This is a genomic window from Pseudomonas sp. SWRI154, assembly GCF_014268645.1.
Classification (GTDB): domain Bacteria; phylum Pseudomonadota; class Gammaproteobacteria; order Pseudomonadales; family Pseudomonadaceae; genus Aquipseudomonas; species Aquipseudomonas marvdashtae.
The window spans coordinates 205,076-226,353 of record NZ_JABWQW010000004.1 but is presented as its reverse complement, the minus strand read 5'-3'; the positions used below and the strand labels follow the sequence as shown (position 1 = coordinate 226,353).

19 protein-coding genes are annotated in these 21,278 nt (G+C 58.6%); 3 read left to right on the top strand and 16 right to left on the bottom strand.

Annotated elements, in window-relative coordinates; genetic code table 11:
- Positions 1-74 precede the first annotated feature (74 nt).
- A complete protein-coding gene (locus tag HU806_RS06095) occupies positions 75-365 on the bottom strand; it encodes a hypothetical protein (protein WP_135844396.1) in 291 nt (96 codons plus the stop codon).
- A 209-nt stretch (positions 366-574) separates the two neighbouring features.
- Between HU806_RS06095 and HU806_RS06090 the strand changes: the two genes are divergently transcribed.
- Positions 575-1,612 carry a patatin-like phospholipase family protein gene (locus tag HU806_RS06090; protein WP_186610519.1) on the top strand — a complete coding sequence of 346 codons (1,038 nt, stop codon included), beginning with the start codon at positions 575-577 and terminating at the stop codon, positions 1,610-1,612.
- A 39-nt stretch (positions 1,613-1,651) separates the two neighbouring features.
- Here the strand turns inward: HU806_RS06090 and HU806_RS06085 are convergent, their stop codons facing one another.
- From HU806_RS06085 to kdpF, 6 genes are all read right to left on the bottom strand, one after another.
- The gene (locus HU806_RS06085) at positions 1,652-2,350 is read right to left on the bottom strand and encodes a response regulator (RefSeq protein ID WP_186610518.1); all 699 of its coding nucleotides are present in this window, start codon (positions 2,348-2,350) and stop codon (positions 1,652-1,654) included.
- 48 nt (positions 2,351-2,398) lie between these two features.
- Positions 2,399-5,050, bottom strand: coding sequence for a DUF4118 domain-containing protein (locus HU806_RS06080; RefSeq protein ID WP_186610517.1), 2,652 nt, complete (start codon positions 5,048-5,050; stop codon positions 2,399-2,401).
- Between the two features lie 45 nt (positions 5,051-5,095).
- A complete protein-coding gene (kdpC, locus tag HU806_RS06075) occupies positions 5,096-5,641 on the bottom strand; it encodes a potassium-transporting ATPase subunit KdpC (protein WP_186610516.1) in 546 nt (181 codons plus the stop codon).
- A 179-nt stretch (positions 5,642-5,820) separates the two neighbouring features.
- Positions 5,821-7,875, bottom strand: coding sequence for a potassium-transporting ATPase subunit KdpB (gene kdpB, locus HU806_RS06070; protein ID WP_186610515.1), 2,055 nt, complete (start codon positions 7,873-7,875; stop codon positions 5,821-5,823).
- 10 nt (positions 7,876-7,885) lie between these two features.
- Complete coding sequence (gene kdpA, locus HU806_RS06065) at positions 7,886-9,580, bottom strand: potassium-transporting ATPase subunit KdpA (RefSeq protein ID WP_186610514.1); 1,695 nt, start codon at positions 9,578-9,580, stop codon at positions 7,886-7,888.
- An 8-nt stretch (positions 9,581-9,588) separates the two neighbouring features.
- The gene (gene kdpF / locus HU806_RS06060) at positions 9,589-9,678 is read right to left on the bottom strand and encodes a K(+)-transporting ATPase subunit F (protein ID WP_053155116.1); all 90 of its coding nucleotides are present in this window, start codon (positions 9,676-9,678) and stop codon (positions 9,589-9,591) included.
- 316 nt (positions 9,679-9,994) lie between these two features.
- Here kdpF and eat point away from each other — a divergent pair, with 316 nt between their 5' ends.
- Together eat and HU806_RS06050 are read left to right on the top strand one after the other, a co-directional pair.
- A complete protein-coding gene (eat, locus tag HU806_RS06055) occupies positions 9,995-11,359 on the top strand; it encodes an ethanolamine permease (RefSeq protein WP_186610513.1) in 1,365 nt (454 codons plus the stop codon).
- A gap of 118 nt (positions 11,360-11,477) precedes the next feature.
- Positions 11,478-11,645, top strand: coding sequence for a DUF2897 family protein (locus HU806_RS06050; RefSeq protein ID WP_186610512.1), 168 nt, complete (start codon positions 11,478-11,480; stop codon positions 11,643-11,645).
- Between the two features lie 174 nt (positions 11,646-11,819).
- On the opposite strand, the gene HU806_RS06045 is transcribed toward HU806_RS06050, so the two are convergent.
- From HU806_RS06045 to fcl, 9 genes are all read right to left on the bottom strand, one after another.
- Positions 11,820-12,671, bottom strand: coding sequence for an urea carboxylase-associated family protein (locus HU806_RS06045; RefSeq protein WP_186610511.1), 852 nt, complete (start codon positions 12,669-12,671; stop codon positions 11,820-11,822).
- A 16-nt stretch (positions 12,672-12,687) separates the two neighbouring features.
- A complete protein-coding gene (locus HU806_RS06040) occupies positions 12,688-13,341 on the bottom strand; it encodes a GntR family transcriptional regulator (protein ID WP_186610510.1) in 654 nt (217 codons plus the stop codon).
- A 151-nt stretch (positions 13,342-13,492) separates the two neighbouring features.
- Positions 13,493-13,828, bottom strand: a complete 336-nt coding sequence (locus tag HU806_RS06035; RefSeq protein WP_186610509.1) for a ComEA family DNA-binding protein — start codon at positions 13,826-13,828, stop codon at positions 13,493-13,495.
- A 115-nt stretch (positions 13,829-13,943) separates the two neighbouring features.
- The gene (locus HU806_RS06030; RefSeq protein ID WP_186610508.1) at positions 13,944-15,938 is read right to left on the bottom strand and encodes a polysaccharide biosynthesis protein; all 1,995 of its coding nucleotides are present in this window, start codon (positions 15,936-15,938) and stop codon (positions 13,944-13,946) included.
- Between the two features lie 113 nt (positions 15,939-16,051).
- Positions 16,052-17,068: an MraY family glycosyltransferase gene (locus HU806_RS06025; protein WP_186610507.1), complete on the bottom strand. Its 1,017-nt coding sequence runs from the start codon at positions 17,066-17,068 to the stop codon at positions 16,052-16,054.
- 27 nt (positions 17,069-17,095) lie between these two features.
- Positions 17,096-18,046 (bottom strand): NAD-dependent epimerase/dehydratase family protein, encoded by a 951-nt coding sequence (locus HU806_RS06020; RefSeq protein WP_186610506.1) that lies wholly within the window; start codon positions 18,044-18,046, stop codon positions 17,096-17,098.
- A gap of 8 nt (positions 18,047-18,054) precedes the next feature.
- The gene (locus tag HU806_RS06015) at positions 18,055-18,801 is read right to left on the bottom strand and encodes a glycosyltransferase family 2 protein (protein ID WP_186610505.1); all 747 of its coding nucleotides are present in this window, start codon (positions 18,799-18,801) and stop codon (positions 18,055-18,057) included.
- 5 nt (positions 18,802-18,806) lie between these two features.
- Complete coding sequence (locus tag HU806_RS06010) at positions 18,807-20,216, bottom strand: mannose-1-phosphate guanylyltransferase/mannose-6-phosphate isomerase (RefSeq protein WP_186610504.1); 1,410 nt, start codon at positions 20,214-20,216, stop codon at positions 18,807-18,809.
- An 86-nt stretch (positions 20,217-20,302) separates the two neighbouring features.
- Entirely contained in the window at positions 20,303-21,277 is a 975-nt protein-coding gene (gene fcl / locus HU806_RS06005) for a GDP-L-fucose synthase (protein WP_186610503.1), read from the bottom strand.
- Position 21,278 lies beyond the last annotated feature (1 nt).

The window sequence follows — 21,278 nt, the reverse complement described above, 5'->3', positions numbered from 1 at the left end:
CTTCAAGCTGCAAGTGAGAAGTGGCCTGGGTCGTCCTCTTGCAGCTTGAAGCTTAAAGCTTGCAGCTGCCTTTATCACCTTCCCGCACGGGATTCGCGGATGTAGAAGCGCGCCTTCTCGGCTTTCTTGCTGCAGCCTTCGAATGCTTCGAATTGCTGCTGGGTCTTGGCGCCGGTCAGCAACGACAGGGCCTTGGAATAGCTGACGGTACCGGCAAAACCTTCGGCCTTGGCCAGGTCCAATTCCCGCCAGGCGCTGTCGAGCTGGCTGCCGCAACTGTCGCGGTAAGCGGTCTTGCCGGCACAACCGGCCAAGGCCAGAACCATCAGGGATGCCACCAAGGGCAGGCAGATCCGGGCTTTCATCGATAACACCTCAAGTCAGGTCAAACAGTCGTGCAGGTAAGACGGTTTCGCCGGCAAAAAGTGCCTCGGTTCGACCGCTATATTCAAGTGTGGACGGAGCATACGCATATGCCGTCGCGGCGTGTCAAAAAACGACGTCTACGCCACAACGATTGAGCCTTGCCCTCGATGCGTGCATTGTTGGTCTCTGTTCGACAAGAGGCCAGCTCATGACAAAACGTGTCGCATTGGTATTGGGCTCGGGCGGCGCCCGGGGCTATGCCCATATCGGAGTGATCGAGGAAATCGAGCGACGCGGCTACGACATTGCCTGCATCGCCGGTTGCTCCATGGGCGCCGTCGTGGGCGGGATCTATGCCGCGGGCAAGCTCAAGGATTACCGCGACTGGATCGAGAGCCTCGATTACCTGGACGTGCTCCGGCTGGTGGACGTCAGTTTCCGCCTTGGGGCAATTCGCGGTGAAAAAGTCTTCGGGCAGATCCGCAAGATTGTCGGCGAGCTCAATATCGAAGACCTGCGCATTCCCTACACGGCGGTCGCCACCGACCTCACCAACCAGCAGGAGATCTGGTTCCAGGAAGGCTGCCTGCACCAGGCGATGCGTGCCTCGGCGGCGATTCCCAGCCTGTTTACCCCCGTCATGCAAGGCAATCGCATGCTGGTGGATGGCGGCCTGCTCAATCCGCTGCCGATCGTGCCGGTGGTGTCGAGCCATTGCGACCTGATCATTGCGGTCAACCTCAATGCCACCAACCAGAACCAATACAAACTGCCGGTGATCCAGCGCCCCGCAGCGTTCCGGCGGCGCTTCGACACCCTGGTCAATTCCCTGGGTTCGCGGCTGCCGTTTCGCCGCAAACAAGCCGAGCAATTGTTGCTGTTGGAGCAGGAAGCGCTCAAGGCCGAGGCCGCCGACATCAACCCGTGGATCGAATCCGCCGAGCCCGAGGGCCAGCAACCGGCCGCCGCGCCGCAAACCGAAGGTGCGCCAAGATCCGCCACCGGCTCGTTCATCATCGATAACGTCGGGCCGGCCTCGTTGCTGGACTTGATCAACCAGAGCTTCGAGGTGATGCAGACTTCGCTGGCGCAATACAAGATTGCCGGTTACCCGCCGGATGTGTTGATCAACGTGCCAAAACGGGTGTGTCGGTTCTTCGAGTTCTACAAGGCGCCGGAGCTGATCGCGTTGGGGCGGGAGATTGCCAGCGATACCTTGGATCGGTATGAGCGCGAGCAGAATTAGAATTGAGCAGACTTCCCGTGGCTGACTTGAGCGCTTGGGTTAAACACCCGCCTCTTCCAACAACCGATACCCCACCCCCGGCTCGGTCACGATGAACCGTGGTCGAGTCGGATCATCGGCCAGTTTCTGGCGCAGGTGACCGACAACGATGCGCAGGTAATGGCTGTCTTCGACGTGGGTCGGTCCCCAGATATCCTTGAGCAGTTGCTGCTGGGTAATGACCCGTCCCGGATGCCGGGCCAGTTGCGCCAGCACCGCGTATTCCTTGCGGGTCAGGGCCACTTCGGTGCCGTCCAGCAACACCCGGCGATAGGCTAGGTCAACGGTCAGCGCGCCGAACGTCAGCACCGCTTCCTGGGCCTCGCCTGCCGGTGCCTGGCGCAGCAGCGCACGCACGCGGGCCAGAAATTCCTGGATGCCGAACGGCTTGGTCACGTAGTCATTCGCGCCGTTGTCCAGCGCCTCGACTTTCTGCGCCTCGCTGGCGCGCACCGAGAGCACCAGGACGGGCGCCGTCGACCATTGACGAAACTCGCGCAGCACTTGCTGGCCGTCCATGTCCGGCAGGCCCAGATCGAGCACCAACAGGTCGGGCTTGTTCAGCGCCGCCTGGGCCAGGCCCGCGGCGCCGGTGTCGGCTTCGAGCACCTTGTAGCCTTGTGAGGCCAGGCTGATGCGCAGGAATTTGCGGATCTGCGGTTCGTCATCGATGACCAAAAGGGTCGCGCTCTGGCTCATGGGGTCCGTTCATCACAGTCAAGTGGCGAGAGCATAACGCAGCGCCGTTCAGGCTTCATCGTCCATGCCCGGTTGTGCCTGCAAGGGCAGGTGCAAATTGATGCAGGTGCCGCGACCGTCGAGGCCGTCAGCCACGCTGATCCGCCCGCCATGGGCACCGACCATGCCCTGGCAAATCGCCAAGCCCAGCCCCGTGCCCTGCCCGCCTCGATCACCGCGTGCAGCGGTGTAGAACATGTCGAAGATTTTCTCGCGCTCTGGCTCGGGAATTCCTGGACCTTCATCGGCCACGGCAAAAAAAACCTCATCCTCCTTCGCCCCAGCGGTGAGCAACAGCCGTCCGTGAGCGGGGGAAAACCGCGCGGCATTTTCCAGCACATTGACCAGGGCCTGTTCGATCAGCGCTGCGTGGACATGCAGCAACGGCAAATCGGACGGCACTTCGATGCCGACCGCCAGCGGCGCCAACACCGCCCGAAGCCGGTGCAAGGCACTGGCGACGATGTCGGCCGGTGAAACCCAATCGCGGGCAAGTTTCAGTGCGCCATGGCCGAGGCGGGTCATGTCGAGCAGGTTCTGGATATAACGATCCAGGCGCTCGGCCTCGTCGCGGGTGCCTTCGAGCAGCTCGCGACGATCCTCCAGCGGAATCGCTTCGCCCAGCGCCAACAGGCTGTCGATGCTGCCACGCATGGACGTCAGCGGAGTGCGCAGGTCATGGGAGACGGAGGCCAGCAAGGCGCTGCGCAGCTGTTCGGTTTCGCCATGCAGGCGCGCCGCTTCCAGGTCTTGCGCCAATTGCGCCCGCGCCAGGGCCTGGGCGAGCGGCTGGCTGAGGGCCGCCAGCAAACGTCGACGTTGACCACTCAACGGCTTGCCGTCCTTGGGGCAAATACCCAACAGGCCCAGCGGGCCGCCCTCGGTCGACAACGGCCACCACCACCAACGTCCGGACGGCAACGTGGCGGTGCCGGCGCCGGCCGGTTGATCGTGCTGCCAGGACCAGTCGGCGGCGGCGCGCTCGGCCTCGGTGAACGTCAACGGTTCGGCGGTCTCGACGTTCCATCCGTGCTGGCCGTCGCGGTTGAGCAGGCACAGTTGCAAATCGTCATCGCTGTTGAGGTGCAACACGGCGGCGCTGATCACGGCTTGGCGATCAGTGGCGGCGGTCAGTTTGCGCGACAGGTCGAGCAACTCGCCGGTTTCCTGCTGGGTGTCGCGCAGGGCCTGCAATTGACGACGCTGACGAGCCGCGAGGTTACCGGTCAGGGCGGCCATCAGGAGGAAGAACACCAGCGTCAGCACGTCTTCTTCGCGTTGGATCGTCAGGGAAAAATTCGGCGGGATGAACAGGAAGTCATAGGCCAGGAACGACAGCGCCGCACAGGCCAACGCCGGGCCGAGGCTGCTGCGTACCGCCACCAGCAACACCGCCATCAGAAACACCAGGGAGATGTTGGGCAGCGCCAGCAACCCGGAGATTCCCCAGGCCAGCGCGCTGGCAGTCGCCGTTGCCACCAGCGCCAGCGCGTAGTCGAATCGACGCTGGGCGGTGCTCGGGCGCAGGCGAGCGGGCTCCGGCGTTTCTTCGCTGTCCAGCACGTTGATTTCCAAGCCACGGGCATCGCGCAACAATCGCGAGGCCAGGCCGCCGCCAAACAGTCGCCTGCGCAAACGCCGCCGGGACTGACCGACCAACACCAACGTCGCACGACGTTGTGCAGCGTGTTGGATCAGGGTCTTGGCGACCTCCCCGGCACGCAGCGACACCACCTCGCCGCCGAGGCGTTCGGCCAGTTGCTGGGCGCTTTGCAGACGCTGGCGGGATGATTCGTCTTGGGCATCGCCGTTGTCCACGTGCACCACGCTCCAGGGCAAATGCCGACGCTGGGCGACGCGGCTGGCGTGGCGCACCAGCCGTTCGGCCTGAAGGTCGCCGTCCACGCCCACCAACAATCGGCCCCGCACCGCCGGGGCCGACTGGCCCAATTGCCGATAGCCCTGGGCCAGGTCGTTGTCCACTTGCGCGGCGGCGGTCTGCATGGCCAGTTCGCGCAACGCGGTGAGGTTGGTCTGGGTGAAAAACGCATCGATCGCGGCGCGGGCCTGCTCCGGCACGTAGACCTTGCCCTCGCGCAGACGCTCGAGCAGCTCGCGCGGCGGCAGGTCGATCAGCAACAACTCATCGGCCTCCTGCAAGACCCAGTCCGGCAGCGTTTCGCGCACCTGCACGCCGGTGATGCCGCGCACCTGATCGTTGAGGCTTTCCAAGTGCTGGACGTTGACTGTGGTGTAGACATCGATGCCGGCGGCGAGCAGCTCCTGGATGTCCTGCCAACGCTTGGCATGGCGGCTGCCCGGTGCGTTGCTGTGGGCCAGTTCATCCACCAGGACCAGGCTCGGGTGGGCCGCGAGCAGACCGTCGAGGTCCATTTCCTCGAGCATCACCCCGCGATATTCCGAACGCACCAGCGGCTGCTGTGCCAGGCCATTCAACAGGGCTTCAGTCTCGGCGCGCCCGTGGGTCTCGACGACGCCGGCAACCACTTCCGTGCCCTGACGCAACCGGGCGTGGGCCGCTTGCAGCATGGCGTAGGTCTTGCCGACGCCCGGGGCGGCGCCGAGGAAAACCTTGAGGCGACCACGGTCGTGGCGCGGCAGGTTGGCTAACAGTGCATCGGCACGGCCGGAGTCGCTCATGCTGCGGGTCTCTTCCAGATTTGATCAAAACACCCTGATATCGGGTCAGCGTTTTTCCAACGCCAGGTTCAGCGCCAGCACATTCACCACGGGCGGCCCGACCAGTGGCCGCTCGATGTGGCTATCGAGCAACTGCTGCAACGTCGAAACCGGCAGGTTCCTGGCCGCCGCGACACGCGCCAGTTGATAGGCAATCGCGGCCGGAGGCAAGTGCGGATCCAGCCCGCTGCCGGAGGTGGTGAGCAGCGCCAGCGGCACCGGTCCCTGGCCGGGCACTTGCAGCGCTTGGGCGTCAGCGCTCACCCGCGCGGCCAACGCCGGATTGCTCGGCGAAAAGTTGCTCGCGCCGCTGGCCACCGTGGCGAAGGCGCCCGCCGAGGGACGCGGATGAAACCAGCCATCGCCGGCAAAATCCTGGGCGATCAACCGAGAGCCGCGAACCTTGCCGTCAGCGTCATGGACCAGGCTGCCGTTGGCTTGGTCCGGGAAGGCGAGTTGCGCCACGCCGGTGACCAGCAAGGGGTAGGCGACGCCGGTGATAAGGGTCATCAGCAGTAACAGGCTCAAGGCCGGGCGAACGAAAATGTACATATTTCCAGATCCTCAGGGTGTACACACCGTGGCGGGGGAGCTTGCTCCCGCTGGGCTGCGTAGCAGACCCAAACTTGCGGCCGCGGTGTGTCAGGTGCATTGCATTCAGCTTCTTTTGGGGCTGCTTTGCAGCCCAGCGGGAGCAAGCTCCCTCGCCACAAGGGCCAGCGATCCTTCGCTCAAACCAACCCCAATCCCGTCAGCAGCAGGTCAATTGCCTTGATCCCCACGAACGGCACGGCGATGCCGCCCAGGCCATAGATCAACAGATTGCGTCGCAGCAACGCCGCCGCGCTTGCCGCCTGCACGCGCACGCCGCGCAGGGCCAGGGGGATCAGCACAACGATGATCAAGGCGTTGAAAACGATGGCCGAGAGGATTGCGCTCTGCGGGCTGGCCAGGTGCATGACGTTGAGCACGCCGAGCTGTGGATAAATCGAGGCAAACAGCGCCGGCAGGATCGCGAAATACTTGGCGATGTCGTTGGCAATCGAAAACGTCGTCAGCGCCCCGCGTGTCACCAGCAATTCCTTGCCGATCTGCACCACGTCCAGCAGTTTGGTCGGGTCGCTGTCGAGGTCGACCATGTTGGCCGCTTCGCGCGCCGCCTGGGTGCCGTCGTTCATTGCCATGCCGACATCGGCCTGGGCCAGGGCCGGGGCGTCGTTGGCGCCGTCGCCGCACATGGCGACCAGCCGGCCATCGTTCTGCTCATGGCGAATGCGCGCCAGTTTTTTCTCCGGCGTGGCCTCGGCCAGCACGTCGTCGACACCCGCCTCGGCGGCGATGGCGGCGGCGGTCAGCGGGTTGTCGCCGGTGACCATGACGGTGCGGATCCCCAACTTGCGCAGCTCGGCAAAGCGTTCGCGGATGCCGGGCTTGACCACGTCCTTGAGATGGACGGCACCGAGCAGTTTGCCGTCCACGCAAACCAGCAAGGGAGTCCCGCCGCTCTGGGCGATCTTGTCGATTTCCCGCGCCAGCGCCGCCGGCAATTCAGCGCGAGGCAGACCGATGAAACTCAACAGTGAATCCACCGCGCCCTTGCGATAGACACGGCCCTGGTAATCGACACCGGACAACCGAGTCTCGGCGCTGAACGGCACGGCGGTGAGCATCTGGGCGGCAGGCTCGGGCTGCGGATGCAAGCCGCGCAAGAACTCGACGATGGATTTGCCCTCCGCCGTGTCATCGGCCAGCGAGGCGAACAGCGCGCCTTCGGCCAACTCCTTCGCGCTCACCCCTGGCGCTGCATAAACTGCCGAGCACCGACGGTTGCCGAACGTAATGGTGCCGGTCTTGTCCAGCATCAGCACGTGTACATCCCCCGCCGCCTCGACCGCGCGGCCGGACTTGGCGATGACGTTCAGGCGTACCAGCCGATCCATCCCGGCGATACCGATGGCCGAGAGCAGGCCGCCAATGGTGGTCGGAATCAACGTCACCAACAGCGCCACGAGAAACACCAGCGGCAGGCTGCCGTTGGCGAAATGCGCGAACGGTTGCAGCGTCACCACCACCAGCAGGAAGATCAGCGTCAAGCCGATCAGCAAGATATCCAGCGCCACTTCGTTGGGTGTTTTCTGGCGCTTGGCGCCTTCGACCAGGGCGATCATGCGATCCAGGGTGGACTCGCCGGGGTTACTGGTGATGCGCACCAGGAGCCAGTCCGACACCAGCCGCGTATTGCCGGTGACGGCCGAGCGATCACCGCCGGATTCGCGGATGACCGGCGCCGACTCCCCGGTAATCGCTGCCTCATTGACCGCCGCGATGCCTTCGATCACTTCACCGTCGCCGGGAATCATCTCCCCTGCCGCGACGCGCACCACATCACCTTTGCGCAGGCGGGTGGCGGGTATCACTTCGAAGCCCTGCGCAACCTGACGGCGGGCGCTCAAGCCTTCGCTGCCGGCCTTGAGGCTGTCGGCACGGGCCTTGCCGCGCCCTTCGGCCAAGGCTTCGGCGAAGTTCGCAAACAGCACGGTGAACCACAGCCACAGCGCGATTTGCGCGGCGACGAAGGTCGGCACGGCGTTGTCGGGAATAAAGCAGAGCACGGTGGTGAGGATCGCGGTCAGTTCCACCACCAGCATCACCGGCGCACGGTGCAATTGGCGCGGGTCGAGCTTGACGAAGGCTTGCACCAACGCCGGACGCCACAGCGCCGACATATTGGTTTTCGGTTGCTCCGGCGCCTTGGCGACGACGGTCTTGCTCATTGGCATGTTCATCATCAATTCCTCAGAAACCCAAGCTCAGGTGTTCGGCAATCGGGCCCAGGGCCAGGGTCGGCAGAAAGGTCAGGCCGCCTACCAACAGGATGGTCACGGTCAACAAGGTCACGAACAGCGGGCCGTGGGTGGGAAAGCTGTTCTGGCCGATGGGTGCGGTTTTCTTCAGCGCCAGGCTGCCGGCCAACGCCAGCACCGGCAGGATGTAGCCGAACCGGCCGATCAGCATGCCCAGGCCCAGCATCAAGTTATGAAACGGCGTGTTGGCGCCGAAACCGGCGAATGCCGAACCGTTGTTCGCCCCCGCCGAGGTGTAGGCGTAGAGCAACTGGCTGAAACCGTGGGCACCGGGATTGCTCACCGCGGCAGCCGGCCCCGGCAGGCTCGCAGCGATGGCACCCAACACCAGCACGCTCACCGGCATCACCAGCAGCGTCACCACCAGCAACTGCACTTCCCGGGCACCGAGCTTCTTGCCCAGGTATTCCGGTGTGCGGCCGATCATCAATCCAGCGAGGAACACCGCGATCAGCACGTTCAGCAGCATCCCGTAGAGCCCGGCGCCGACGCCGCCGAAGATCACTTCGCCGACCATCATGTTCATCAACGCCACCATGCCGCTCAACGGGTTGAGGCTGTCGTGCATGGCGTTGACCGAGCCGTTGGACGCCGCCGTGGTCGTCACCGACCAGAGCACCGTGGCGGTGGTGCCGAAACGCGCTTCCTTACCTTCCAGCGGTGCGGCTTGTTCAACGGCCGCGATGTCGAGGGTCGGATTAGGCTGCAACTCGGCCCATAGCGAAGTCGCACCGCCGATAAGGAACAACGCGAGCATGCAGGCGATGATCGCCCGGCTCTGGCGCAGGTCCTTGACGTAATGCCCGAAGGTGAACACCAACGCTGCCGGGATCAGGATGATCGAAGCCACTTCGAACAGATTGCTCCAGGCCGTCGGGTTCTCGAACGGATGCGCCGAGTTGACGCCGAAGAAACCGCCGCCATTGGTGCCCAATTGCTTGATCGCGATCTGACTGGCTGCCGGGCCGAGGGGAATCACCTGGTCCACGCCCTGCACCGTCACCCCGTGCACGTAATGCGCGAAGGTTTGCGGCACGCCCTGCCAGACCAAAAACAGCGCCAGCAACAGGCACAACGGCAGCAATCCGTAGAGCGTCGCGCGGGTCATGTCGACCCAGAAGTTGCCGAGAGTCGTGGCGGACTTACGCCCGATTCCGCGACACAGCGCCACCAGCACGGCCAGCCCGGTGGCGGCGCTGACGAAATTCTGCACCGTCAGGCCGACCATCTGGCTCAAGTAACTGAGCGACGCTTCGCCGCTGTAAGACTGCCAATTGGTGTTGGTCATGAAACTGACGGCGGTGTTAAAGGCCTGGGTCCACTCCATGCCGGGCAGGTGCTCGGTATTGAGGGGCAAATGGCCTTGCAGCAAGAGGATCGCGAACAACAATACGAACCCCGCCAAGTTGAAGGCGAGCAAGGCCAAGGTGTATTTCTGCCAACTCTGCTCTGCGCTGGCATCGACGCCGGACACGCGATAACAACCGCGTTCCAGCGGGCCAAGGATCGGAGAAAGCCACGTGCGCTGGCCTTCCATCACCCGATAATAAAAGCGCCCCAGGAACGGTGCCGGAATCAGCACCAGCGCGAAAAAGCCAAGGATCAGGCCGAAGTCATAACCGTGCATAGCCGCTCCTAACTCCGGTCCGCGCGCAACAGCGCAACCAGTAGATAAATGAACAGCGCCACTGCCAGCAGCAGCGACACCCCGTCCAGAACACTCATGGGATTTCTCCGTGGTACGGCGTCTTGCCGCGTGTGGTGATTGTCGGCAGGAAGGGCGTAAAGGGACGAGATCGAGGAAGGGGTTGGGGGATAAAGAAACTGTAAAAAATCACTCCCGATTGGCTGGGCAGGCCTGCTCGCGATGAGGCCAGTTTCGACAACCACGCTCCGAACTGGAGCAAAAAACCACGCCATCCGGTAGCCAACATCCCCGATACGACACGATTTCGCCCATTACGACCGCCCGAACCACACTGGCACGCCCACTGCACGGGCCCTGCCCAGCGCTTTTGCTACTTATCGAGGGGAGCCACCGATGAACACACAACTCAAACCCACCCTGGGCACCCTGCACTTATGGGGCATCGCCGTCGGGCTGGTGATTTCCGGGGAATACTTCGGCTGGAGCTACGGCTGGGGTGTCGCCGGGACGCTGGGCTTCCTGGTGACGTCGTTCATGGTCGCGGCCATGTACACCTGTTTCATCTTCAGCTTCACCGAGCTGACCACCGCGATTCCCCATGCCGGCGGGCCGTTCGCCTACAGCCGTCGGGCCTTTGGCGAGAAAGGTGGCTTGATCGCCGGGCTGGCAACCTTGATCGAATTTGTCTTCGCCCCACCAGCGATCGCACTGGCGATCGGCGCCTACCTGAACGTGCAATTCCCGGCGCTCGACCCGAAACACGCCGCCGTCGGTGCCTATATCGTGTTCATGGGCCTGAACATCCTCGGGGTGAAACTGGCGGCGACCTTCGAGCTGGTCGTCTGCGTGCTTGCGGTGGCCGAACTGCTGGTGTTCATGGGCGTCGTCGCGCCGGCGTTCAGTTTCAGCAGCTTCGCCCTGAACGGCTGGGCCGGTTCCGATGTGTTCGGCGCGCCGGCCATCGCCGGGATGTTCGCGGCGATCCCCTTCGCGATCTGGTTCTTCCTCGCCATCGAAGGCGCGGCCATGGCCGCCGAAGAAGCCAAGGACCCGAAACGCACGATCCCCAAGGCCTACATCAGCGGCATCCTGACCCTGGTATTCCTGGCCATGGGCGTAATGTTCTTTGCCGGCGGCGTCGGTGATTGGCGCACCTTGTCCAACATCAACGACCCGCTGCCGCAAGCCATGAAAACCGTGGTCGGCGAAAGCTCCGGCTGGTTGCACATGCTGGTGTGGATTGGCCTGTTCGGCCTGGTGGCGAGCTTCCACGGCATCATCCTCGGCTACTCGCGCCAGTTCTTCGCCCTGGCCCGCGCCGGCTACCTGCCCGCCTCCCTCGCCAAACTGTCACGCTTCCAGACCCCGCACCGCGCGATCATCGCCGGCGGCCTGATCGGCATCGCCGCCATCTACAGCGACGGCCTGATCAACCTCGGCGGCATGACCCTGACCGCGGCGATGATCACCATGGCGGTATTCGGCGCCATCGTCATGTACATCATGAGCATGCTCAGCCTGTTCAAACTGCGCAAAACCGAACCCAACCTCGAGCGCACCTTCCGCGCCCCAGGCTACCCCATCGTGCCGGGCATCGCCCTGGTCCTCGCCGTGGTCTGCCTGATAGCGATGGCCTGGTTCAACGCCCTGATCGGCCTGATTTTCCTCGGCTTCATGGCAGTCGGTTTCGTCTACTTCGTCCTGACCGCCCAGCTGCGCGCAGACGCTCCGGCCGATGCGATGTTGACCGGGCTATAAGGTGAAATCGGCATAACGGGCGTAGTATGGAACCACTGCGAACAGCCTTCGCTCATAAGTGGTAAGTGCAACGGTTAGCGAATGTTCGACTGACCGTTGCACTCTCAAGGAGAGCCCTATGCCCTGGTATGCCTGGTTAATCCTGATCGTCGCCATCGGCTCGATGGTGGGTGGCTTGATGATGCTGCGCGACACCGCCCACAAGGTAGAACTGACAGACGAACAGCGCAAACGCGTAGCCGAACGTAACGCGGAAATGGATGCGAAAGAGGCTAAGGACCGCTAATCCTCAGTTATCACACCGCTTCCGTGGCGAGGGAGCTTGCTCCCGCTGGGCTGCGCAGCAGCCCCCCAAAACTGCTGACGCGGTGTGTCAGGCTAATCGTGTTCTGGCCGTTGGGGCTGCTGCGCAGCCAGCGGGAGCAAGCTCCCTCGCCACAAAAAGCCAGCGCCTGCAGCATCACTTCTCCCAATCCGCCTTGGCAATGTGCAACCCATGCTGTCCCTTGTACGCCGCCCGCTCCGGCTGACTCCAGCCCTGCAGCAATGAATCCTCCAACCGATAAATCTCCACCCCCAGCGGACGGCAAACGCTAAGCGGATCCTGCGCATCCGGCCCCCACATCGCCAACGACAAATCCCCGCCAGGGCAAGTCGATAACGCGCAGAGCAAATCAATCTCGGCAAAAAACTCCAGGTAATCGCCCTTCTGCGCCGGACATGCCTTCATGAAATACATGTCGTCATGATTCAACCCAGTGCACTGGAAGATATTCAGCACATCGTGCACATCAAACTCAGTCAAACCATGAGGCAACACCGCACGGGTCAGGTTCGAGTGGCAGTGATGATGAAAATCCTCGCCGGTCAGCATCTTGTTCACATACGGATCACACCGCGTCCCCAACAAATCATGCAAACGCCCGCCATGCTCGTCGATCCCATAACCGGCCAAACTGTCATCGGTGATCGTCACCAACGGCCGCAGGAATGGCAGGTTCGACCACAACCGATCGTAAGTGCTGACATGCGCGCCCTGAAGCTGCCGCGTGCGCGCCGCCCACAACCGCTCCCGCGGATCGTGGGCATTCCAGACGTTGAAGTCCCCCACTTGCGGCCCCACCGGCGTGGTCACGCGGAAGACATGCCCAGCCGGTACATGCCAGGCGCGGCCGGTGCGGATGGGGACCTCGAACTGCTCGATCAGCGTGCGCTTGTCTTGAGCGGAGCGGATGCGGTCGTAGAAGGGTTTGTCCACTTGGAGGGCGGAACCTTTGCTGACCTGGTAAGCGGCTGGGTAGTCTTTGTACATGGCGCGGGTCCTTTGATCAGTGGGCGTTATCGGAAGTCAGCAAGTGCAAAAGCAACTGCTCGGAATCGTCGAGATAAAGGCTCATGCCCTCATGGGCCGCAAGCTTGTCGCCTTCGGCCAGCCATTCGTGGATCTGCCGATCACGGGCCAGCCACGGCGCCTGGAAACGCGCCTCATCGGGAGCGGAACAAAACACCAAGCGTAGCTGCGCGACCACGTTGGTGAAAAACTCATCGAGCAAAGGACTGCGCATCAAGCCAACGACATGCTGATGAAACGCCAAGCCATGGGTACCGACAGCACGCCAGTCCTCACGCTCCCGAGCCAGATCCGCAGCCTCCAAGGCTTCGAGCATTCGGTCGGACTGGTACTCGCTCAGCGGCTTGCTGGTAAGAATGGCCTGTAGCTCCAACGTGCGACGGACCCTGAACAAATCCCGGACGTCAGCGACGTCCAGCCTGCGGACCATGACTCCTTTGTTTCGAACGTAACGGGTGAGTCCTTCCTGACCCAGACGGTGCAGCGCCTCGCGGATGGTGTTGCGGGATGCGTTGTAGGCGCAGACCAGGTTGTTTTCGATCAGCGCCATGCCTGGAATGAGGCGACCGCCGATGATGTCGGCGCGGAGCTCGAGGGTGATTTGGTCGGCTAGGGAAAGGGCGTTGGTCATGGGGTGGGGGCCTTGGATTGTTGAACAATCGGTTGGCATTAGGTAATCAGTTTTTATGCCAACGCCAGCGTTCCTTGGTAATCCGAACAAAATCGCATCCACCAAACCCAAAAAGGCCAGTCTATTCGACCGGCCTCCTTCAATTACAACCTCAGTTTACTTCCAGCTTGTCACGGTTCCTATCGAGAATCGCCTTGCCGATTCCCTTGACCTCCAGCAATTCGTCCACCGAAGAGAACGGTCCATTACTGTCACGATACGCAACAATCGCATCGGCCTTGCCCTTGCCTATTCCAGTTAGCTCGCGCTGCAGCGTCGCGGCATCCGCTCCGTTCAAATCCACTTTGGCGCCTTGCGTTTTGGCCGGTTGCTCCACTACCTGTGGCGCAGCGACCGAGTCAGACTTCACCGCTGGGGCGGCGAAAGCAGCGATCGAGGCGCTGGTGAGAAACGCAAAAATCAGCGAATAGAAATAGCCTGTACGCATAAAGTGACGCTCCATGACATCGGTAAGAGAGAAGCAGCTTTTCCGAAGCTGCTTCTCAAATCTAGGTGATGATGGGGAGCTGTCAAAAACGTGTACGTTACGGGGTGTGTAATAATCAAGGCTCGAGGTGGCGCTGCTGATAGATCCAATCGACGATTTCACCGTCCGGGGCATAACCGCTGACAGTATCGCGAAGCAACTGGCGGACGCGGGCGTAATCGTCTTCCTCGATGGCAAGCAGCAGATCCGCCAGCCTGGCCTTGAGGACATCCCAAGGTAGGAAGTCTTCATTGGCGCTCATGATCATCGGGTGCTGGGTTGCGACGACGTTGTCACCGATCAGCAACTCCTCGTAAAGCTTTTCGCCTGGGCGAAGGCCTGTGAACTTGATCGAGATGTCACCCTGAGGATTCTTTTCAGAGCGAATGCTTAAGCCAGACAAGTGAATCATCTTCTCCGCCAGCTCGACTATTTTTACCGGCTCGCCCATGTCCAACACGAACACATCCCCACCCAAGCCCATGGAACCGGCCTGGATTACCAACTGAGCGGCTTCGGGGATGGTCATGAAGTATCGCGTGATCTTGGGATGGGTAACGGTCAGCGGCCCGCCAGATTTGATCTGCTTATGGAACAGCGGAATAACCGACCCGGAGGAACCCAGCACGTTACCGAAACGGACCATGGTGAAGCGGGTCTTATTGACCCGTGAGACATTGGCCTGATCACCGAACAACACAGGCGCCAACTCTCGACTTAAGGCCTGCAATGTCAGCTCAGCAAGCCGCTTTGTGCTACCCATGACATTTGTTGGACGCACGGCCTTGTCCGTAGAGATCAGGACGAAGTTCGATACACCCGCCTGCAATGCAGCCTGCGCGGTATTCAACGTTCCTATTACATTATTCAAGACGCCTTCCGCAATGTTGTGCTCAACCATCGGCACATGCTTATAGGCCGCAGCGTGATAGACCGTATCGACGTTCCAGGTCTTCATCACATCAAGCAACTTATCCTGATTGCGTACCGATCCCAAAATAGGCAACAACCGAACTGAGAGAGACTCCCGGATAATTCGCGGCTCAAGTTCGGACAAAATACTATAGAGATTGAATTCGCTATGCTCAAACAGCAGCAGCGTAGTGGGCTTCAGTGCGATGATTTGCCGACAAAGCTCTGAACCGATCGAACCGCCAGCGCCGGTGACCAGAACCGACTGGCCCGTGATGCAATGCTCAAGCAGATCAGGTTGCGCCGGCACCGCATCACGTCCTAGAAGGTCCGCGATATCCACTTCCTGGATGTCATCCACTTTGACTCGGCCACTGGCCAAATCCATGAAGCCTGGGACGCTACGTACGTGCAGCGGGAAACCTTCGAGCAGGGTCAGGATTTCTCGACGGCGACCGCGCGACGAAGAAGGAATGGCGAGGAGTATTTCCTGGGCGCCAGTCGCATCGATCATTTTTTGTATGTGTTTGGGTTGATAGACCTGAAGTCCGGCAATCACGCGATCAGCGATGCTGGCGTCATCGTCTATGAACGCAACGGGCCGCATCACCCTTCCCATGCGCAGCGCGGCGACAAGTTGGTTGCCAGCAGCGCCGGCACCATAGATAGCAACCTTGGGCAGGCCGTCGTCACGATTGGTAAAGGGTACATGTTGGGCTGCGGTGAACCAGTCGCCCAGAAAGTATTGGCGCATCACGAGACGAAGCCCGCCGATCATGATCAGGCTCAACCACCAATAATTGAAGATAATGGAACGCGGAACGACAGTTCTGTGGTTGCTATACCAATACACCACCAAAGCCAATAGCAGCGCCGACAGGCTCACGGCTTTACAGATAGTGATCAACGCATCATTACCAAAATAACGCATGACAGCACGGTACATGCCGAAGCGAATGAAAATTGGAATGGCGACCAGCGGAGCGGACGCGAACAGCCACAGATGCGTTTCGACTGGTGCAACCAACGCATCGACACCAAGTCGAACGACAAATGCTAGCCACAGGGCGATCCAGACCAGCACCATATCCATGGCTACCTGAATGGCTCGCTTATGACGCCTCGGCAATCCCAACAAGACTGTTCTTAATTTATCCATGAATCCTTCCTGCACCCTGACCAGCTCCTAAAGCCAAATCCATCCCTTACACAGGTGGCACACCACCGTCGGTTGGACAATCAATAACCGAAAAAAGCGAACTTAGCTTGAAATCATGCTTTTTCAAGCTCGCCCGCATGAAACCTGACAGCGAGTAGCACCAATGGCACATAGGCCACTATTAAAGCCAAGGCACCATCAATGTCCCACAATACGACGCATGCGGCCAACGGCAGCAGCCATAACAAATTGATCGCCGACACCGCCAGCGTTACAGGAAGATGCCGACCGAACTGACGCGAAGCGAACTGATAAGCATGGCTGCGGTGAGCCTCGTACACCTTGTCACCGCGAAGAAGACGTCGTATCAAAGTAACCGTTGCATCGACAATAAACACACCGAGCAAAATCAACCAAACCCAAAGTAACTTGGACGAAGTCCAAGCTGCCTGCAGTGACAGGAGCCCCAAGACCATACCGAGGAATCCACTGCCCGCGTCTCCCATGAAAATGCGAGCAGGAGGAAAATTCCAGTACAAAAAGCCTGCCACCGCCATAGCGAGCACTAGCGGAGCCACCATCAAGGATCCAAAGCCGCCCAGCCAGTAAAGCAGACACGCCCCAAAGCAGGCGCAGATGGCTTCCACGCTGGCAATACCATCGATGCCATCCATGAAGTTGTAGAGATTCAACATCCACACCAAGTAAAGAACTGCCAGGACGTGACCAAACCAAGCCAGGTTTACTTCTACGCTAAACATCGTGATCGCCGGCATCCCGCCTAGCCAATACAGTGCCCATACCGATGCAGTAAAATGCCCCAACAAGCGCCAACGGGCAGCAATGTGGCCGTGGTCATCGAGGAAACCGAGCACAGCGATTCCAGCTCCCGCTCCTAGCATCGACCACATTGCGTGCCAAGGCAGCAAATTGTTAGTCGCTAATATTGGTAGAGCCGCCAGGAAACTTAATACAATGGCCACGCCACCGCCACGTGGGGTCGGGGCGGAATGTGAGCTGCGGGAATTGGGAACGTCGATCAGATTCCGGGCAAGGGCATACTTACGCAGCGCCCCGGTTAATGAGAGCGACAATATTGCGATTAAAGAAAATATCAACCAAAAAGGCATAGGGTAACCAGCTCATAAATATGATATTCAACGACCACGGGAGACGTAATCCTTCCCAGCTTTGAACAAAGCCTCTTCCGGACTCATCGGAGGACACCAAGATAAGATATCTCGAACCTTGCGAGAATCAATAGCGAGAGATCCGTAGAGCTGGTCGTACGTGGTCTTACGTCCCGATAACTCTGCCACCATTCTCACAAACGTGTCAGGCAAGTAAAACAGTCGCGCGCTACGCCCCATCCCTCTGGCGACATATTGAATGATTTGAGGTGTCGATACGTCCTCCCCGTCGCTAACCAGAAACGTGCGGTTAGCTGCAGCGTCATGCTCAAGACAAAGCTGCACTAGATCGATAAAATTCTCGAGCGAGATGATACTGCGCTTATTCTCAACCCTAAGAAAAGGGAGCGGCACACCACTTGCGATTAATCTCAACAACAACCCAAAGTTACCAGGCGCATGTCCGGCATAAATTAATGGCGGGCGAAGTACAACCAGCTCCATCCCGCTTTCGGAAGAAATGTCCCGAAGCCCCTTCTCCGCTTCAAGCTTGGATATCGCATAATCGGCATGGGGGTTTAGTGGAGAAAGCTCGTCAAAGCGACTTCCATTTGTATTAGAGCCATGTACACCTATTGAACTAATAAAAATAAACCGCTTTACTCCTTGATCAGCGGCTTGGCGCGCCAAATTGAGCGTCGCCTCAACATTTACTCTCCTAAATGCTGCTAAAGGATCCTCGTGCCTGTCATTTAATTTATGGGCTCTTCCTGCGACATGCACAACAATATCCACGTCTTGCAGTAGTGTACTCCATCTGGTCCCGGCCGAAAGATCACCGACGCCTAGCGTTTGGCAGCCATCCGACATCATCTGCGATAGGCGAGATGTCGCCAGAACAGAATAGTTAAGTCTAAGCGCTGTTTGTAGCCTGCTTCCAACAAAACCAGTGCTACCCGTCAGGAGAACTTTTTTCATAAATTTCATTACTTAAAGTAACTTGCCAACTTGAATGGAACCTTCATCGCCACCAAAAGAATATTCGTGTGGATACCATTTTCCTTGCAAGCTCTTACAATCTCCAAATTCTGATGAATCCGCCACCAGAAACCAGTTGTGCTTATACCGCCCTCTCGCATTTTAACCATGACGGCGGAATGCCTTACCATTTTTACGCCTTTAGACATAAACCGGGCCATTAATTCGAAATCTGCGGAGACTCGATATCCCAATTTATAGCTTCCGTATTTATCAAAAAGCTCACGCCTAGCGTAAAAAGTGGGATGGGGGATCATAAATCCAAAACGGACCTTCCAAGGCGAAAAACCTGAAGAAGAATACCTGCGAGTCACAACATCCATCTCTTTGCGCTGCACAAACACCAGATCTGCATATACAGCGCCCGCGCTAGGGTTTTTCTGCAGATGAGCAACCATACCTTGAATGACATTACTATCAGCAAATACATCATCAGAATTCAGTATACCGACAAAGTCCCCAGTGGCGGCTTGAACGCCCTTGTTCATCGCATCATATATACCTTTATCGGGCTCGCTTATTACTTTAGAAATACGCCCCTCGTATTCAGCAATCAGATCCAACGTGCCATCCTTCGAGGCACCATCCACAATTATATATTCAATATCAGAGTATTGCTGTGATAGAACCGATTCAATAGTATCCCTGATGGTCTCGACGCTATTATAGCAGACGGTAATTATTGAGATTTTCAATACAATCAGCTCCGGCCGTATATATCTTCAAAACGAACAATATCATCTTCACCCAAGTAGGTGCCTGATTGGACTTCAATAAGCTCCAGAGGAATGACGCCCGGATTTTCCAAGGAATGTACCTGACCCACCGGAATATAGGTGGACTGATTTTCTGTTACGAGATAATTTTTCTCACCGTTGGTTACGCGCGCAGTTCCGCTTACGACTATCCAATGTTCAGCACGATGATGATGCATTTGCACCGATAATTTTGCGCCCGGATTCACCGTGATACGTTTTACCTGGTAACGCGGTCCGTTATCAATGGAATCGTAAACACCCCAAGGACGATAAACCTCACGATGATTAGAGTACTCTGGTCTCTTGCAATTTTTAAGTTGATCAACGATTTTCTTTACGTCTTGGACATCGTTTTTATGAGCCACGAGTACAGCATCTTTGGTTTCTACGATAACAAGGTCATCAACGCCGATAGCAGCGACTAGTCGATGAGTAGCGTGCAGATAGCTGCTAGTTGTACGCTCGGTGAGCACGTCTCCTTTAGATACGTTTCCGTTAGAATCTTTATCTCCTGTATCCCAGAGAGCCGACCAAGACCCGACGTCGCTCCATCCCGCATCAAGAGGCACCATGACCGCGTCAGAAGTGCGTTCCATGACAGCGTAATCAATCGATATATCCGGACATTCGTTGAACGCTTGAGCGTTGACGCGTGTGAAATGCATATCCTGCTGCGCGCCTGCAAACGAAGCCTGGCAGGAGCGGAGGAGATCCGGTGCGAAGCGCTCTAATTCCTGAAGATAACGGCTAGCTCGAAACATGAACATGCCGCTATTCCAAAAATACTCTCCGCTGTCCAGATATTTCTGAGCCGTAATTGAGTCAGGCTTTTCTACAAACCGGCTAACAACATAGCCGCCTTTGGCTATCCCCTTGCCCTTCGCCAAATAACCGAAACCCGTTTCAGCATGAGTAGGCACTATTCCAAACGTGACTAATTTCCCCGTCTCAGCCAAAATCAAAGCACAGGCGATGCTGGCATGAAATGCCTCAACGTTACGAATAAGATGATCGGCGGGAAGAACCAGCAGAACCGGATCAACTCCGGAAGCAGTAGCCTGCAGTGCCGCCAGCGCGATAGCCGGAGCAGTATTGCGCCCCACCGGTTCAAGCAAAATCTTGGCTTGGTCCATCTCCATCTGCCGGAGTTGTTCCGCCGCAAGGAATCGGTGTTGTTCGTTGCAAATCAGCATGGGGAGCTCGTGATCCAGCCCCTCCAACCGCTGAATTGTGGACTGCAGCAACGACTGCTCGGCATCAACCAAAGGCAGGAACTGCTTGGGATTAAGCTGGCGAGAAAGCGGCCAGAGGCGGGACCCCGTGCCGCCTGCCATGATTACCGGAAGAAACATTCAAGGTTGTCCTTACTGACGCTATCAAGATGCTGATGTTTCTGTATTTGAAGGCTAATGATCGCTAAAAACCAGCCTGACGGCCATCACTTCCTCGCCTCCAGCCGATGCTCTACGAACCACTGATACGCATCGCTCAGCCCTTCCTCGAGTCCGATCGTTGCTTGCCAACCCAACGCACGAAGACGAGAGACATCCACTAATTTTCGCGGCGCACCGTCAGGTTTGCTTGCATCAAAAGACAATTGCCCCTTAAAACCAGTGACCTTGGCAATCGTTTGTGCGAGTTCGCGTATAGTGCAGTCCTTTCCCGTCCCGACATTAATATGCGACAACATGGGTTGAGTGTTGGCCTGATACGTGGCTTGATCAAGCTCCATCACATGGATGCTTGCCGCTGCCATGTCATCGACGTGTAAAAACTCCCGCATCGGGCTACCGCTTCCCCAGATTACGACTTCTGCTTGATTGGTTTGCACCGCCTCGTGAAAACGACGGAGCAAGGCCGGAATCACATGGCTATTTTCAGGGTGGTAATTATCATGCGGCCCGTAGAGATTGGTTGGCATGACGCTGCGATAGTCGCGACCATGCTGACGATTGTAGCTCTCACACAGCTTGATCCCAGCAATTTTAGCGACCGCATACGGCTCGTTGGTCGGCTCTAATAAACCAGTGAGCAAAGCACTTTCCTGCATCGGCTGCTCAGCCTGTTTTGGATAAATGCAGGACGATCCAAGAAACAATAATTTCTGAACATTAGTTAGATGCGCAGCCTGAATCACATTCGCTTGGATCGTCAGATTTTCATAAATAAAATCCGCAGGAAAGGTATTGTTGGCCTGGATTCCCCCTACCTTTGCTGCCGCAAGATAGACTTGGTCAATCCGATTTTTTGAAAAATATGCATGAACCGCTTGCTGATCGAGTAAATCCAGCTCTTCCCGACCAGCGCAGAGAACAGAGCGATAGCCAAGAGCCTGGAGCCGACGCACGATAGCGGAACCCACCATGCCTCGATGGCCTGCGACGAAAACGGTCTGGTTCAATTCGCGGGACATT